The 15,600-nt window shown below is 69.2% G+C and carries 14 protein-coding genes, 1 tRNA gene and 1 pseudogene; 10 read left to right on the top strand and 6 right to left on the bottom strand.

From position 1 onward, the window contains the following. Window positions 1-50: 50 nt before the first annotated feature. Both infB and CyaNS01_RS02775 read left to right on the top strand, forming a co-directional pair. Entirely contained in the window at window positions 51-3,419 is a 3,369-nt protein-coding gene (gene infB, locus CyaNS01_RS02780) for a translation initiation factor IF-2 (protein WP_186698664.1), read from the top strand. Between the two features lie 28 nt (window positions 3,420-3,447). Then, complete coding sequence (locus CyaNS01_RS02775; protein ID WP_186698662.1) at window positions 3,448-4,125, top strand: low-complexity tail membrane protein; 678 nt, start codon at window positions 3,448-3,450, stop codon at window positions 4,123-4,125. On the opposite strand, the gene CyaNS01_RS02770 is transcribed toward CyaNS01_RS02775, so the two are convergent. Continuing rightward, a complete protein-coding gene (locus tag CyaNS01_RS02770; RefSeq protein WP_370561646.1) occupies window positions 4,030-4,248 on the bottom strand; it encodes a photosystem II assembly family protein in 219 nt (72 codons plus the stop codon). The two genes, CyaNS01_RS02775 and CyaNS01_RS02770, sit on opposite strands and share 96 nt — an antisense overlap. Window positions 4,249-4,343: 95 nt before the next feature. Here CyaNS01_RS02770 and CyaNS01_RS02765 point away from each other — a divergent pair. Beyond that, window positions 4,344-4,415, top strand: a tRNA-Thr gene (locus CyaNS01_RS02765). Window positions 4,416-5,033: 618 nt separating this feature from the next. On the opposite strand, the gene CyaNS01_RS02760 is transcribed toward CyaNS01_RS02765, so the two are convergent. The 3 genes from CyaNS01_RS02760 to psbA form a co-directional block, all read right to left on the bottom strand. Continuing rightward, window positions 5,034-5,177, bottom strand: a complete 144-nt coding sequence (locus CyaNS01_RS02760; protein ID WP_186698658.1) for a high light inducible protein — start codon at window positions 5,175-5,177, stop codon at window positions 5,034-5,036. A gap of 98 nt (window positions 5,178-5,275) precedes the next feature. Further along, window positions 5,276-5,782 carry a cupin domain-containing protein gene (locus CyaNS01_RS02755; RefSeq protein ID WP_186698656.1) on the bottom strand — a complete coding sequence of 169 codons (507 nt, stop codon included), beginning with the start codon at window positions 5,780-5,782 and terminating at the stop codon, window positions 5,276-5,278. Between the two features lie 98 nt (window positions 5,783-5,880). Then, on the bottom strand, window positions 5,881-6,960 hold the full coding sequence (gene psbA / locus CyaNS01_RS02750; RefSeq protein WP_186697343.1) for a photosystem II q(b) protein: 1,080 nt from the start codon (window positions 6,958-6,960) through the stop codon (window positions 5,881-5,883). A 242-nt stretch (window positions 6,961-7,202) separates the two neighbouring features. On the opposite strand from psbA, the gene CyaNS01_RS02745 reads away from it, so the two are divergent. Beyond that, complete coding sequence (locus tag CyaNS01_RS02745; RefSeq protein WP_186698655.1) at window positions 7,203-7,559, top strand: hypothetical protein; 357 nt, start codon at window positions 7,203-7,205, stop codon at window positions 7,557-7,559. Window positions 7,560-7,627: 68 nt separating this feature from the next. Then, window positions 7,628-8,191: a hypothetical protein gene (locus CyaNS01_RS02740; protein WP_225875769.1), complete on the top strand. Its 564-nt coding sequence runs from the start codon at window positions 7,628-7,630 to the stop codon at window positions 8,189-8,191. 26 nt (window positions 8,192-8,217) lie between these two features. Here CyaNS01_RS02740 and CyaNS01_RS02735 read toward each other — a convergent pair whose 3' ends face one another. Beyond that, window positions 8,218-9,168 carry an aspartoacylase gene (locus tag CyaNS01_RS02735; protein WP_225875768.1) on the bottom strand — a complete coding sequence of 317 codons (951 nt, stop codon included), beginning with the start codon at window positions 9,166-9,168 and terminating at the stop codon, window positions 8,218-8,220. Between the two features lie 64 nt (window positions 9,169-9,232). On the opposite strand from CyaNS01_RS02735, the gene CyaNS01_RS02730 reads away from it, so the two are divergent. From CyaNS01_RS02730 to CyaNS01_RS02715, 4 genes are all read left to right on the top strand, one after another. Then, a complete protein-coding gene (locus CyaNS01_RS02730; protein ID WP_186698653.1) occupies window positions 9,233-10,207 on the top strand; it encodes a glutathione S-transferase C-terminal domain-containing protein in 975 nt (324 codons plus the stop codon). Next, on the top strand, window positions 10,204-10,872 hold the full coding sequence (locus CyaNS01_RS02725; protein ID WP_186698651.1) for a DUF2301 domain-containing membrane protein: 669 nt from the start codon (window positions 10,204-10,206) through the stop codon (window positions 10,870-10,872). The genes CyaNS01_RS02730 and CyaNS01_RS02725 overlap by 4 nt, the downstream gene beginning before the upstream one ends. A gap of 1 nt (window position 10,873) precedes the next feature. Beyond that, a complete protein-coding gene (locus CyaNS01_RS02720; protein WP_186698649.1) occupies window positions 10,874-12,868 on the top strand; it encodes an ABC-F family ATP-binding cassette domain-containing protein in 1,995 nt (664 codons plus the stop codon). Window positions 12,869-12,984: 116 nt separating this feature from the next. Further along, window positions 12,985-13,203 carry a Calvin cycle protein CP12 gene (locus CyaNS01_RS02715; protein WP_186700128.1) on the top strand — a complete coding sequence of 73 codons (219 nt, stop codon included), beginning with the start codon at window positions 12,985-12,987 and terminating at the stop codon, window positions 13,201-13,203. A 122-nt stretch (window positions 13,204-13,325) separates the two neighbouring features. Here CyaNS01_RS02715 and obgE read toward each other — a convergent pair. Then, window positions 13,326-14,336: pseudogene (obgE, locus tag CyaNS01_RS02710) on the bottom strand (GTPase ObgE); the annotation flags it as partial. Window positions 14,337-14,384: 48 nt separating this feature from the next. Between obgE and CyaNS01_RS02705 the strand changes: the two are divergent. Beyond that, window positions 14,385-15,599, top strand: a complete 1,215-nt coding sequence (locus CyaNS01_RS02705) for an ABC transporter ATP-binding protein (RefSeq protein ID WP_186700126.1) — start codon at window positions 14,385-14,387, stop codon at window positions 15,597-15,599. Window position 15,600: the final 1 nt, after the last annotated feature.

Genomic DNA, 15,600 nt, shown 5'->3' with positions numbered 1-15,600 from the left:
GTGCCCACGGCCCCCTCGAGAGGCCGGAGCCCGGACCATTGGAGACTTGAATGACCAGCAGCGGCAAAGTCAGAATCTATGAGCTTTCCCGGGACCTGGGCCTGGAGAACAAGGACGTGCTGGATGCTGCCGAGAAGCTGGGGGTGGCGGCCAAGAGCCACAGCAGTTCGATCAGTGACGGCGAAGCCAGCCAGATTCGCCGGCTGATCCAGCAGGGCACCAACGGTGCTCCCCAGCCAGCCGCGGCAGCTGCCCCACGACCCGGCAAGGCCATCCTCGCTGTGCAGAAGGCGGCACCAGCCGCTCCTGCACGCCCGGCGACTCCCGCTGCAGCGGCGCCCAGTCGTGCCGCGGCAGCACCGGCCCGGCCCGCAGTTCCTGCCAAGCCGCCCGCCTCGCCGAAGCCACCTGGCGCCGAGTCCCGCCAGCCCCGGCCCACCCTGCAGAAGCCCGCCGTGACAGCGGACACCAGGCCAGTGGTGAAGCCCGCCGCCCCGCCTTCCGCCACCGGCTCAACCGACAAGGCCCCGCTCAAGCCGGTGGTCAAGCCGGCAGCCATGCCCGCTGGGTCCAAGGCTCAACCCGCTCAACCCGCTCAACCCGCCCAACCCGCCCAGCCCGCCCAGCCCGCCCGCCCGGCGGCCGCGCCGCTCCGGCCTGCCGCCGCCAAGCCGGCAGCCAATCCATCTCGACCGGCGGCCGCTCCAGGTCGGCCGGGTACGCCGGCTCGACCACCTGTGGTGATTGCCTCACGGCCGGCCCGGCCGAGCACCCCAGCCCCCAGCCGCAAGCAGGAAGCTCCTGCCCGTCCAAGCAGCGGCAGACCTCAGCTGGTCGGCAGGCCCATCAGTCCCACGGCCGGCAGCAGCAGGCCGCCGGGTCCGGGCACGCGACCCTCCCCTCCAGGCAGCAGGACGCCCCAGGGCCAACGCCCCGCCCCACCCCAGCGGGCCGGCGCGCCGGCCCCGATCCGCCCCGGCCAGGGCGGCGGTGGCGGGCGTCCCGCCCCCACCCCGCTGGAACTGGTGGGCAAGCCCATCCGCCGCGACAGCAGCGGGCCCGCTGGCCCCAGGGTCGCCGGTCCCGGCCGTCCCGGCATGCCGGCCGGCATGCGCAAGCCCGTGGCCCCAGGCGAGCTGATGCAGCTCCAGAAGCCCGGTGGACGCACCCCGGCTCCGCCACCGCGCCGCCCCGGGGATCGCCCCGCGGACAGCGGCACTGGCAGCGGCAACACCCCCGATCTGGTCCGCCCGAACGCCGCGCCGGCGGCAGCCCCGCGCCGCCCGGGCTTTCGCGCCCCCGTGCCCGCCGGGCGCCCGCGGCGTCCCGACTGGGATGACAGCGCCAAGCTCGAGGCCCTGCGCAGTCGTGCACCCCAGCGGCAACGGCCCAAAGTCCACATCATTGGCGACAACGACGACGCCCTCACGGCCGAAACCGGCGGCTACGCCGGTGAACAGGAGGCGGTGGTGCTGCAGGCCAGCCTGGCCCGCCCCTCCAAGGCCAGAGTGCGCACCGCAGCCGCGCCCAGGCCCACGGTGGCGGCGCGCAAGCGCAAGAAGGAAACCACCCGTCAACGCCAGCGACGCCGTGCCATGGAACTGCGCGCTTCCCGCGAGGCCAAGCAGCAGCGGCCCGAGATGCTGATCGTGCCGGAGGGCAACCTCACGGTGCAGGAACTGGCTGAAAAACTCGGTCTTGAGAGCTCCGAGATCATCAAGAGCCTCTTCTTCAAAGGCATCATCGCCACGGTGACCCAGAGCCTGGATCTCTCCACGATTGAGGCGGTGTCCGAGGAATTCGGTGTGCCTGTGCTGCAGGATGACGCCGAGGAAGCCGCCGCCAAGACGGTGGAGATGATCGAGGCGAGCGACCTCGAGCACCTGATCCGGCGGCCCCCCGTGGTGACGGTGATGGGCCACGTGGACCACGGCAAAACCAGCCTGCTCGATGCGATCCGCAAGACCAGGGTGGCCGCTGGAGAGGCCGGGGGCATCACCCAGCACATCGGCGCCTACCAGGTGGAGATCGAGCACGAGGGGGAGCCGCGCAAGCTCACCTTCCTGGACACCCCAGGCCACGAGGCCTTCACGGCCATGCGGGCCCGGGGCACCAAGGTGACCGACGTGGCCGTGCTGGTGGTGGCCGCCGACGACGGCGTGCGACCCCAGACCCTGGAAGCGATCAGCCATGCCCGGGCCGCCAAGGTGCCGATCGTGGTGGCGATCAACAAGATCGACAAGGAAGGGGCTTCGCCGGAACGGGTGAAGCAGGAGCTCTCCGGTCTCGAGCTGGTGGCTGAAGACTGGGGCGGCAACGTGGTGATGGTGCCCGTGAGCGCCATCAAAGGCGAGAACGTGGACAAGCTGCTGGAGATGATCCTGCTGCAGTCCGAAGTGGAGGACCTTCAGGCCAACCCCGATCGCCGCGCCAAGGGCACCGTGATCGAGGCCCACCTGGACAAGGCCAAGGGTCCGGTGGCCACCCTGCTGGTACAGAACGGCACCCTCCGCCCCGGCAATGTGCTCGCCGCTGGCCCGATCCTGGGCAAGGTGCGGGCCATGGTGGATGACACCGGCAAGCGGGTCAAGGAAGCCGGCCCCTCCTATGCCGTGGAGGCGCTGGGCTTCAGCGAAGTGCCCACCGCGGGCGATGAGTTCGAGGTGTTCGCCGATGAGAAGTCGGCCCGGGCCGTGGTGGGCGATCGGGCCAATGAGGCCCGGGCGACGCGCCTGGCCCAGCAGATGGCCTCCAGGCGGGTGTCCCTGGCCTCGATGTCCGGCCAGGCCAGCGAAGGCGAGCTCAAGGAACTCAACCTGATCCTCAAGGCCGACGTGCAGGGCTCGGTGGAAGCGATTCTGGGCTCCCTCGAACAGCTGCCCCAGGGCGAGGTGCAGGTGCGGGTGCTGCTCTCGGCGCCAGGAGAGATCACGGAAACCGACGTGGATCTGGCCGCCGCCTCCGGCGCGGTGATCGTGGGCTTCAACACCTCGATGGCCCCCGGTGCCAAGCGCTCTGCCGACGCCACCGGCGTGGACGTGCGCGACTACGACGTGATCTACAAGCTCCTGGAGGACATCCAGCTGGCCATGGAGGGCCTGCTGGAGCCGGAGCTGGTGGAGGAAGCCCTCGGCGAAGCCGAGGTGCGGGCGGTGTTCACCATCGGCAAGAGCGCCGTGGCGGGCTGCTACGTGACCACGGGCAAGCTGCAACGCAACTGCAAGATCAGGGTGCGCCGTGGCCGCGAGGTGGCCTACGAGGGCGATCTCGACTCCCTGCGCCGCAACAAGGACGATGTGAAGGAGGTGGCCACCGGCTTCGAGTGCGGCATCGGCTGTGATCGTTTCACCGGCTGGCAGGAAGGGGATCGGGTGGAGGCGTACAAACTGGTCACCCAGCGACGCACGCTCAGCACCTGAGCGCCGCCCTCTCCTGAGCCCTCCAGCCTTGACCCCCCGCAGCGAGCCCCTGCTCTGGCTTCAGCTCATCGCCCTGGGGGCCATCCCCCTGGAGCTGGTGCTGCTGCTCCTGCTACTGGCTGGGGCCGACCCGGGGCCGGCTCCAGCCCTGGAGCGTCTTCTGATCTGGGGTCTTGGCGTTCTGGCCCCGTCACTGCTGCTCTGGCGGCAGCCGGCCGACTGCTGTTCGCTGTTGCTGGTTCAGGTGCCGCCGGGGGGACGCAGCCCGCTGCAGAGCCGGCTCGCTGCCCTGCAGGACGCTCTGCCGGCCAGGCTGCTCTGTGCTCTGGGTGCCCTGGGGCTGCTGCCCCTGCTCTGGACACTGGACGCAAGGGCCGCTGCCGTCTCGGGCTTCTCTCCCCTGGCCCAGAGCAACCGCCTGGTGGTGCTGCTGCTGAGCGTCCCGCTGCTGGCGGTACTGCTCTGGCAGTGGCACCAGCTGACCCAGGGCTTCTGGCTGCTGAGCCGCAGCAAGGAGCAACTGGAGCAGGCGGTGCCGCTCAGCGCCGCGGAGCTGGCGCAACGACGCCTCTCTCTGGGCTTGCCCCTGCTGCTGCTGGGCCCGCTGGTTTCAGTCGGGATCGGCGGCAACAGTGCGGTTGCGATCGAACCAGAGCAATCCCCCGAACAGGACGAGAGCACTGATCTGGATGAGCAGGTCAGCTGAGGCCACCTCGGCTCCAGAGGCCCCGCGCATCGCCATCGTGGCCAGCCCCACGGCGCCGGAGGCCGCCAGAGCCAGCCACAGGGCACGGCGTAGGCCGCGCCAGGGGGTGCGCAGTTCCTGCATCAACCGAGCCCTGAGCTCTGGGTCTATCGGGCGTGGCTGGTTCCCCATGGGCGGCCTGGTTGGAGCGGACCCCACAATGCTAATTTCGATCCGGTGCCGGTGTAGCTCAGCGGTAGAGCAACTGATTCGTAATCAGTAGGCCATCGGTTCAAATCCGATCATCGGCTTCAGCCATCCCAAGCAGCTTGAATCAGACGCGCCGTGCTCATCAGCTTCAGGAGCCTGATGGTGACAGCCACTGGGGTGCGAGTCGTCTCCAAGGCGGCTCACCTTTCACCCTTGATCCAGGGCGCCTCAAGGGGTAGAGCTAGGAGCAAGAGACGCGTTTGAGATCATGACCACAACGGAGAAAAGAAGCCTGTTGAGCACCTGAACCACGGCTCAGCATGGCTCGAGGACACTAATCACAGGCCATCAGAACATTCAGCCGTAATAGTAGAGCTTCAATTCTCCATCCAATCATGGATAGAGGCAGGCAAGCGGCCTGATCGTTCCAGAAGTGAGTCATCCAGGCACCGCTCCGATAACCCTAGGAGCCACCATTCCATTAGCCCCCCCTCTCCAGGGGGCTGTTGTCGTGGTGGGTCTGTCTGATCTTGGTGCATCGGCTGGGAGCACCAGCCGTTTGCAGTTCCAGCGCATCAGTGGCGCTGGATGCAATCAGCGGGGGTTGTGGGGAGCCAGATCGCTGGGGCGGGAGAGAACGAAGCCCACCATGGCGGTGAGCACGATCACGAGGCCAGTGAGCCCGGCGATAGCTGCGGAATAGTCGGTGCTCATGGCGATCAACCCAGACCGATCTGGGAAAGGATGCCCTGGCCGGTGAGCAGCTCGGTGCCGAGGCCGATCACGAAGCCGAGCATGGCCAGGCGGCCGTTCCAGGTCTCTGCGAAGGCGCTGAAGCCAAAGCGTGTGGTGGTGTCGTCCATGGAGATCACGAAGTGTTGAGCCTAGTGTAACAGACTGTAAAGGGGTCGTGGCTGGCCAGGGTGGCCAACCGGGCCAGTAGCGCCGGCGTGCGGAGTGCTCACAGAAACCTGGCGCACTCAGCGGGCAGGTCGATGCGCTCCGGACTCTCGGCAAGGAGTTCGAAGTCGTCGAACTCGAAACCGGGGCTCACGGTGCAGACCACCAGGCTCCAGCCCCCGCAACTGCAGGCGGCCTGCCACCAGTCGGCCGGCACGACAGTCACGGGGTTGGGCGGGCTGGCTTGCGGGCTCGTGGCGCCAGGCCGGGCCAGGGCCGTGAGGCTCGACACGCTGGCTTGTCCCCCCGTGGGCCGCATCTGCCAGAGATCGAGGGGGTCGCCGCCGAGATGCTGCCACGACTCTTCCGCCTGCCTGACACGGTGCCAGCGGCTGACCCCGCCTGCAGCGAGCAGAAACAGGATCTGAGTGAAGGCGCAGCGCCTGGCTCCATCGGGCCGCCTCACCGCCAGGCTGCTGCGGTGCAGTTCGCGATACCAGCCCCCCTCCGGGTGGGCCTGGAGCTGGAGCTGCTCCACCAGGGCAGCGATCTCAGGGTCTGAATGCATCCGCTCGGGCCTTGCAGGTGAAACCATCAAAAAGCCCCCCTGCTGAGAGGGGGACTGGGGGGATTCCGTCAGGTCTGGAACTGATGAGGGCTGAAGCCTCAGCCGATCGCAGGGGCGGTCAGAGCCACGGGGGTGGCTTCAGCAGCCGCCAGGTCGAGGGGGAAGTTGTGAGCGTTGCGCTCGTGCATCACTTCCATACCCAGGTTGGCGCGGTTCAGCACGTCGGCCCAGGTGTTCACCACACGGCCCTGGCCGTCGAGGATCGACTGGTTGAAGTTGAAACCGTTCAGGTTGAAGGCCATCGTGCTCACGCCCAGGGCGGTGAACCAGATGCCGATCACCGGCCAGGCAGCCAGGAAGAAGTGCAGGCTGCGGCTGTTGTTGAAGCTGGCGTATTGGAAGATCAGGCGACCGAAGTAACCGTGGGCAGCCACGATGTTGTAGGTCTCTTCCTCTTGGCCGAACTTGTAGCCGTAGTTCTGGCTCTCGCTCTCGGTGGTTTCACGCACCAGCGAGGAGGTCACCAGTGAGCCGTGCATGGCGGAGAACAGCGAGCCACCGAACACACCGGCCACACCCAGCATGTGGAAGGGGTGCATCAGGATGTTGTGCTCAGCCTGGAACACCAGCATGAAGTTGAAGGTGCCGCTGATGCCGAGGGGCATGCCGTCGGAGAAGGAGCCCTGACCGAAGGGGTACACCAGGAACACAGCCGAAGCAGCAGCCACGGGGGCGCTGTAGGCGACGCAGATCCAGGGGCGCATGCCGAGGCGGTAGGAGAGTTCCCACTCGCGGCCCATGTAGCAGAAGATGCCGATCAGGAAGTGGAAGACAACCAGCTGGTAAGGACCGCCGTTGTAGAGCCACTCGTCGAGGCTGGCAGCTTCCCAGATGGGATAGAAGTGCAGGCCGATGGCGTTGCTGGAGGGCACAACAGCACCGGAGATGATGTTGTTGCCGTAGATCAGCGAACCAGCGACCGGCTCACGGATGCCGTCGATGTCGACAGGGGGAGCGGCGATGAAGGCCACGATGTAGCAGATGGTCGCAGCCAGCAGGGTGGGGATCATCAGCACGCCGAACCAGCCCACGTAGAGGCGGTTGTTGGTGGAGGTGACCCACTCGCAGAACTGCGCCCAGCTGGAGGCGCCGGAGCGCTGCTGGAGAGTGGTGGTCATGAGAACAGGTGATGGGTGCTCGAAAGAGCAGGTAAGTAGGACGGCAAAAGCACTTCAGGCCAGAGCCCGGAAGCAGAGTCGGCCGCGGGACGGAACCCCGTCGCTGCTTAACGTAACAGAACATTGCGGGGTTGGTGAAGAGGGGTGTCCAGGTTTGTGAAGAGGAGTGTCGCGGTGGGAGGCGATCGGCCCCCAGCGATGGCCTCTCCGCTATGTCTGCGAGACCCTTATGCGATCAAGGCATGGCCATGCCAGCCCACCCGGCCCGCTTTCAGGTCCGCCTGCCGCTGGCCCTGGCGCTGACGCTGGCGGCGGCCTTCGCCCTGGGCGCCTGTGAGAAGAAGCCCTCCGCCGAGCTGCAGCAACTGCAGCAGCGCCTCGAGCAGCAGGACCTCAAGATCCAGCAGCTGGAGCAGAAGCTCAATGCGGTGACGCCCAGGGGAGCAGCCGACAGCAGCGGCAAGCCCCCGGCCGGACCGGTGAAGTCGCTCACCTACAGGAGCGGCACCAGCGACGACCGCCTGCGCATCTACTGGGCCGACGGCACCAAGAGCGATCTGCCCTGCACCGAGGAGCAGGCCACCCTCGTTTGTGGCTGATCGAGCCTTCCGCAGGAGCGGCGAAAGCTCCAGCCTCTGGTGATTCCAAGAGCCGCAGGCCTTCCTCCATGGGGCGCTCCACCACCTGCCATCTCCAGAGGTCCTGTCGGGCCACCCAGGCCATGACCGGCCCGCTGCTGAAGCGCGCGGGGCGGCTGGTGACCCGCTGCCTGCTCAGCTCAGGCCTCGTGCTGGCCGTCAGCGTGCTGGAGGCCCCCCTCGGCCGGGCCCAGGAGCCATCACCGGGAAGCCTCACGGGCCAGACCCTGCAACGGATCGAACAGATCATGGGCGAGGCGGCGGGCCTGCAGCGGGGCATCAACCTGGCCCGGGGCACCGCCGCCAAACTCAACGGCGGCCTGAGCGCCTACCGCCCAGCGGTGTGCATGTTCCAGGGGGTCAGCAACAACCCCTGCCTGGTGGATCGCTCCGAGGCGGGATTCACCTTCCGCTTCCTGGGGGGCAGCCCTGGCTGGGAGCAGCTGCAACTTCCTGCCACGGTGGAAACCGAGCTGGTGATCTCCCCCGACGGCCGCAGCGTGGTGCAGATCCTCTACAACGGCTTTCCCAGGCCAGAGCCTGCCCCCACGCCTGAGGCGGCCGCTCCTGATGCCGGCAATACTGCATTCTGATTCTCTGGCTCAGCGGCGGCCGCGGCTCAGCTCAAACCCAGCCCAGCGGCCACCTGCGCCAGGGCCTGCCCCCAGGACTCCTCGACACTCCAGAGCTGCCGCCGGGTGAGGCTCAGGGCAATGCCCTTCTCGCCATAGGCGGCCTCATTGATGAACACCGCCACCGGCGGCTCGCCGCTCTGCTCGGCCTCAAAGCGCAGCACCGTGCCATCGGCATCGAGGAAGAGGGGATCGCCGTCGTGCAGCGGCACCCAGTCGCGCGACTGCAGCGCCGGGTGAATGCAGGCCCGGGGCGACCCATCGGCGCGGCGGGGCACATCGAGGCTGCCCAGATGGCAGTGCACCACCAACTCGGGGGGCAGCCGCAGCGTGCCGGCCCGGGCGGCCGCCAGCACCGCCAGGGCCGCCTCCAGCCCCAGCTGGGTCTGCCGGCAGATCCGGGCCTGGAGCACCCCCTGAGGCACGGGGCCCACCTCGATCACCACCCCACAGGGCCACTGCTCCAGCAGAAAGCCCGTCTGGCTGGCATCCCCCTCATGCAGGTAGATCGGCAGGCCCAGACGGCCCTGGATGCCGGCGGCCAGGGCCAGATCGGCGGGGCGCCGGCCGTAGACCACCAGGCAGTTGCCCATGGCGCTGGTGGTGCTGTGCAGATCGATCACCGCCCCACAGGGCGCGGTGCCCTTGGGGCCATGGCTGGCGATCAGCTCGCGGGCGCGGCGCACGTCGAGGCCCTGCTCGGCGGGGTCCTGCAGCAAGGCCTCACGGAAACAGCGGTTCAGGTCGCGCTCCAGATAGCGGCGGTTGCAAGCGTAGGCGGCGGGGTTGCCGAGCACCAGGTGCAGGGGCAGTCCTGCGGAGGCGAGGGTTTCGGGGCGCTGCTGCCAGTGCTCCAGCAGCCAGGGGGCATTGCGCTCATTGCCATGGGTGCCCGCCACCACCAGCACGCCGGCGGCCTGACCTGAACGCTCCTGCACGGGCCTCTCCCTGGCGTCTGGCCCCAGCCTGGCGCAGAGTCGAAGCAGCAGTGAGGGCAGGCCGATGGCACCAGCACCGATCCTGGTGCGCAGCGCCCGCTGCGCCTGGCAGTGGCAATGGCGGCAGCTGATGGGGGGCCTGGCGCCCGCCGATGCGGCCGGCAACTACCGCCGCCCTGAGGGGGTGTTCACCTCCCCACCCCCGCCGCCGCCGGACGCCGCTGAACCCGGTGCCCATGTGCTGATCGTGGGCAGGAGCTGCCCCTGGGCGCACCGGGCCTGGCTGGTGTGGAGCCTGCGCCAGCTCGGCGGCAGCATCAGCCTGCAGGTGGCGGAGCCCGATCCGGAGGCGGGCCGCTGGCGCTTCCGGCAGCCGTTCCTGGGCTGCGACAGCCTGCAGGAGCTCTACCGCCTGTGCGGGGCCCCGGCCGGGGTGCGGGCGACGGTGCCGGTGCTGGTGTCGCCGCGGCGGGGCGAGGTGCTGGTGGGCGAGAGCGCCCGGCTGATCGAACTGCTCAACCGCTGGCCCTCCCCTGTCGACTGCGACCTCGACCCTGCCGCCCAGCAGGAGCTGAGCCAGGCCTGGCGGCAGCGGCTCCAGCACGCTGTGAACGACGGCGTCTACCGCTGCGGCTTTGCCCGCAACCAACGGGCCTACGACCGTGCCGAAGCCGCCCTGTTCGCCACCCTCACCGAGGCCGAGCAACAGCTCGGCGACAACGAGGCCACCAGCCCCTGGCTCAGCGGTACCCAGCCCAGCCTGGCCGATGTGCAGCTGTTCCCCACCCTGATCCGGCTGGAGCTGGTGTACGCCCCCCTGTTCGGGGTGAGCCGGCTGCCCCTGAACCAGCTGCCGGCGCTGTGGCGCTGGCGCTCGCGCTTCCATGCCCTGCCCGGGGTGGCGGACACCTGCTGGCCGGACGCCTGGCGGCAGGACTACTTCGGAGCCCTGTTTCCGCTGCATCCCTCGGGGATCGTCCCGGCCGGCCCGCCCCTGGCCACACTGGTGGGAGATCCACCCGCACCTGGGGCGCCATGACGGACTCAGCCATTGATCCCACCAGGCCTTCCGCAGCGGAGCCGGTGTTCCAGGGCGTCTATGGCCCGTTCACGATCACGGCCGAGGACCGCCGCGAGGTGCTGGGCTACCGGCTCAGCCTGCTGCTGGTGGCCCTGGCTCAGATCGCCCTGCTGGCCCAGTGGCGCTGGCTGGGGGATGGCTGGCTCTGGCCCTGGCTGCTGCCGATGGCAGCGGGCCTGGGGCTGGCCCTGCGCTGGATTCACATTTATCTCAGGCCCCTGCATCAGGCCCTGAGGGCCTTCTGGCTGCTGGGCTGCGGCGGCTTTCTGGCCCTGGCCATCCAGGCCGGTCCCGTGGCCATGGCCACGGCCCTGCAGGCCGACGGCCGCTGGATCTGGGCCGTGGGACCCTTCTTCGCGGCCCTGGCGGGGATCGGCTTCAAGGAGTTCTTCTGTTTCCAGCGGCCCGAGGCGATCGGCGTGACCCTGCTGTTGCCCCTGGCCCTGCTCGGCCAGCTCAGCGGCCTGCTATCGCCGACGGCCAGCGGCAGCCTGCTGGCCGTCGAGGCGGCGCTGCTGCTGGTGCTCTGCCTGCGCAAGTTCCCCATGCCCGCCGCAGCCGACGTGGGCGACAAGAGCGTCTTCGCCGCGCTGCAGGATCGCCGCCAGGGCGCCGGAGCCTGACGTGAGCCTGATCAGCCTGGTGGACGTCCGCAAGGACTTCGGCATCCGCACCCTGTTCGAGCAGCTCACCCTGCACATCGGCGAGCGCGAGCGCCTGGGTCTGATCGGACCCAACGGCGCCGGCAAGAGCACCCTGCTGAAGCTGCTGGCCGGCGAGGAGCCCCCCGGCGCCGGGCAGCGCCGCACCCTGCCCCAGGCCCGCGTCGTGCTGGTGAGCCAGGACCCGGTGCTCGATCCGGAGCGCACCGTGCTCGACCAGGTGTTCGAGGGCAGTGGCGAAAAACTGGCCCTGCTGCGCCGTTATACGGCGGTGAGCGATGCTCTGGCCCACGCCCGGGGCGATGACGCCACGGCCCTGCTGGCGGAGCTGGGCGAGCTGAACAGCCGCATGGACCAGAGCCAGGCCTGGGGCCTGGAGCAGCAGGTGCGGGAGGTGCTGGATCGTCTCGGCGTCGACGGCGTGGGGCGCCGGGTGGGGGAGCTCTCGGGGGGGTTCCGCAAGCGCCTCGCCCTGGCCTCCGCCCTGGTGGCCGAACCCGATGTGCTGCTGCTGGATGAGCCCACCAACCACCTCGATGCCGACTGCATCCAGTGGCTGCAGGGCTACCTGGGGCGCTTCCCCGGGGCCCTGGTGCTGATCACCCACGACCGTTACGTGCTCGACCAGGTGGCCGATCGGATCGTGGAGGTGGACCGCGGCGAGGCCAGGAGCTACGGCGGCAACTACGCCACCTACCTGGCCCGCAAGGCCGAGGACGAGGCCTCAGCCGCATCCAGCGAAGCCAAGTTCAAGGGGGTGCTGCGGCGGGAGCTGGAGTGGCTGCGGCGCGGTCCCCAGGCCCGCAGCACCAAGCAGAAAGCCCGCATCCAGCGGATCGAGGCGATGCAGGAGGCGCCACGCCGCCAGAGCCGCGGCCAGCTGAGCCTGGCCAGCAACCAGCGCCGGCTGGGCAAGCGGGCGATCGAGGCGGAGGCCCTGAGCGCCTGGGCCAACGAGGCCTGCAGGCAGCGGGGCGAGCCCCCGCTGCTGCGGGAGTTCAGCTACGACTTCAGCCCCGAAGACCGGGTGGGGATCATCGGCCCCAACGGCTCGGGCAAATCCACCCTGCTGGACCTGATCGCCGGGCGGCGTCCGGTGCAGGAGGGCCGCCTGGAGCTGGGCTCCACCGTGAAGCTGGCCTATTTCGACCAGCACAGCGACGTGCTGGGGGAGGAGCGCGATGCGGCCGGCCGCGAGCGCAAGGTGATCGACGTGGTGACCGAGGCGGCCAGCAGCGTGGAGCTGGAGGGCAGCCGGATCAGCGCCTCCCAGCTGCTGGAGCGCTTCCTGTTCCCCCCGGCCCAGCAGCACCAGCCGGTGAGCAGGCTCTCGGGCGGCGAGCGGCGGCGGCTGCACCTCTGCCGGCTGCTGATCGAGGCCCCGAATGTGCTGCTGCTGGATGAGCCCACCAACGATCTGGACGTCCAGACCCTCACGGTGCTCGAAGACTTCCTCGAGGACTTCCGCGGCTGCGTGGTGGTGGTGTCCCACGACCGGTACTTCCTCGATCGCAGCGTGGACCGGCTGTTCGCCTTCCATGACGGCGTGCTGGAGCGATTCGAGGGCAACTACAGCGCCTACCTGGAGCAGCAGCAGCAACGGCGCAGCAGGGCCCGGGACAGTTCGCGGACGAAGCCGGAGGCCTCGCTGGTCGGCCCATCAGCACAGGACGGCCCCCGCACCGCTGCGCCCGAGCCCAAGGCCCTCCAGACCACAACCAGCGCCATCCCAGAGCAGAAGCGACGGCGCAGCTTCCGGGAAAGCCGCGAGCTGAGCCAGATCGATCACGATCTCCCCGTGTGGGAGGAGCACTGCCGGGTGCTGCAGCGGCGGATGGCCGAAGCGAGCAGCGACTACGCCGCCCTGGAGGCCCTGACCCAGGAGCTCTCGGAGCTGAGCGGCCGCATCGCCAGGGCCGAGGAGCGCTGGCTCGAGCTCAGCGAGCTGGCCGGCTGACGGCGCCAGGGCTCCATCAGCGGCCCACCACAGAGCCACGATCAGCAGGCATCCGGGCTTGCATGGCCCGTAAGGTGGGCGTCAATGCGCTTCGGACCGACCCGGCCGGCAACTGCATGAACAACATCGACGAGCACATCCAGAAGGACGAGACCGAGATGGAAGCGGCGAAAGCTGCCGGCAACCTCGGCAAGGCCCGCCATCTGGAGGATGAGCTCAAGGGGCTCCAGGAGTACAAGGCCCACCACCCCGAAGACAGCCACGATCCCTCACCGCTCGAGGTGTACTGCGAGCTGAACCCCGAAGCCCCCGAGTGCCGGGTCTACGACGACTGAGCCCCTCAGGACTCAGACCGTGCTGAAGCTGGAGCCGCCAGGGCCAGAGCCTCTGGCCGCTTCACTGCCCCCAGAGCCGTAGCGGCTGCCTCTTCATCCCTACGGACCGCAGCGGCGGCGTCGAGTTCTCGCCACACCACAGCCAGCAACTGGTCCAGGTTTTGGGATGTGGCGCCGGAGACGGCGAGTACTTCCTGAATTCCAGCCTTGAAGGTGGTGCCATCTGGGCGGCAGTGCTCGCAGACCTCTTCCTTCAGGCCTGCCAGGATCTCCGGATCCAGCAGCTCAATCTTGTTGAGCGCCACCAGCCGGGGCCGCTCGCTGAGCCCATGGCCATAGGCCTTCAGCTCGCTTTCCACCACCTTGAGGTCCTCGAGCACCGAGGCTGAGGCGGCGTCGACCAGATGCACCAGCAGCCGCGTGCGCTCGATGTGCCGCAGGAAGTCGTGGCCGAGTCCGGCGCCCTGGGCGGCCCCGGCGATCAGGCCAGGGATGTCGGCAAACACGGTGCCATCGCCACTGGGGCGACGCACCACCCCCAGGTTGGGCACCAGGGTGGTGAAGGGGTAGTCGGCGACCTTCGGCCGGGCGGCTGAGAGCACCGAGATCAGGGTGCTCTTGCCGGCATTGGGCAGGCCGATGATCCCCACCTCGGCCAGCAGCTTGAGTTCGAGCTGCAGCAGCCACTCCTCGCCCTCCTTGCCCTCGGTGAACTTCTCTGGCGCCCGGTTGCGGTTGCTGAGGTAGTGGGCATTGCCCAGGCCACCGCGGCCGCCCAGGGCCACCAGCAGCTCATCGCCCGGGGCCGTCAGATCCCCGAACAGGATGCCGGTGCGGGAGTCGCGCACCTCGGTGCCACAGGGCACCTTGATGCGCAGCACATCGCCGCCGGCACCGCTGCGGCGGTTGGGCCCGCCGCGGCGGCCATCGATGGCCTGGAACAGGCGCCGGTAGCGGAAATCCAGCAGGGTCTGAAGGTTGGCGTCGGCCTGCAGCAGCACATCGCCGCCGCGGCCGCCATCGCCACCGGAGGGGCCGCCGGCTGGAACGTATTTCTCCCGTCGGAAAGCCACGATGCCATCGCCACCGCGGCCGGCCTTGACGGCGATTCGGGCCTGATCGATGAACTGCATGGCCCAAACCTAGGATTCCAGCTGAAAGCGGGCCACGTGGGAGCAGGTTTGGCGGAGGTTCGGTTCCACGGCGTCGGCAAGATCTATCCACCCCGCCGGGGCGGAGCGCCGGTGGAGGTGCTGCGGCAGCTGGAGCTGCATGTGCGCGACGGCGAATTCCTGGTGCTGGTGGGGCCTTCCGGCTGCGGCAAGAGCACCCTGCTGCGCCTGCTGGCCGGGCTGGAGCAGCCCACTTCCGGCACGATCTCAGTGGGGGAGCGCGACGTGACGGGGCTGCGGCCGGCCCAGCGCGATGTGGCCATGGTGTTCCAGAGCTATGCCCTCTATCCCCACCTGACGGTGGCCGGCAACCTGAGCTTTGGGCTGCGGCGCAGCCGGCCCCGCACCGCCATCCAGCAGCTGCAGGACAGGCTGCACCTGGCCAGCCAGCATCTGCCCCGCCCCCTGCGCGTCCGCTCGCCCCGGGAAGAACGGATCGCCGCCCGGGTGCGCCAGGTGGCCGGCAGCCTCGAACTCGATCCGCTGCTGCAGCGCCTGCCCAAGGAACTCTCCGGGGGGCAGAAGCAACGGGTGGCTCTGGGGCGGGCGATCGCACGCCAGCCAGCCGTGTTCCTGATGGATGAACCGCTCAGCAACCTCGATGCCAAGTTGCGCGCCGGCACCCGCGCCCAGATCGTGGAGCTGCAGCGCTCTCTGGGCACCACCACCCTCTACGTGACCCACGACCAGGTGGAGGCGATGACGATGGGCCACCGCATCGCCGTGCTCAATGGCGGCAGGCTGCAGCAGCTGGGCACGCCGCTGGAGCTCTACCAGTGGCCCGCCAACCTGTTCGTGGCCCAGTTCATCGGCAGCCCGCCGATGAATCTGCTGCCGGTCGCCGCCGTGGCGGCGGGGCAGCTGCAGCTGGGGGGCCGCAAGCTGCCGGTGGAGGGGCCCATGGCCGAGGTGCTTGCTGCCAAGGCTGGCCAGGAGCTCACCGCCGGGCTGCGGCCGGAGCACCTGCGGCTGGCCCCGGCCACGAACCGCAACCTGGCGGCGGAGGTGCAGCACGTGGAGGCCCTGGGCAATGAGCAACTGCTGAGCTGCCGGCTGGAGGCCGGCGACCATCTGGTGCAGGTAAGGGTGGCGCCGGAGGAGCGCCTGGCCGCGGGGCACACCATCCATCTCGATCCAGAGCCGGCGGGCTGGCGCCTGTTCGACGCCGCCGGCAACGCCCTGGCGCCGGAGAGCCAGCCGGCCCTGAGCCTGCCGGATCTCTAGC

The organism is Cyanobium sp. NS01 (assembly GCF_014280235.1).
Classification (GTDB): Bacteria; Cyanobacteriota; Cyanobacteriia; order PCC-6307; family Cyanobiaceae; genus NIES-981.
Note: the sequence above shows the minus strand (reverse complement) of the source record. Positions and strands in the feature narration are given on the sequence as shown.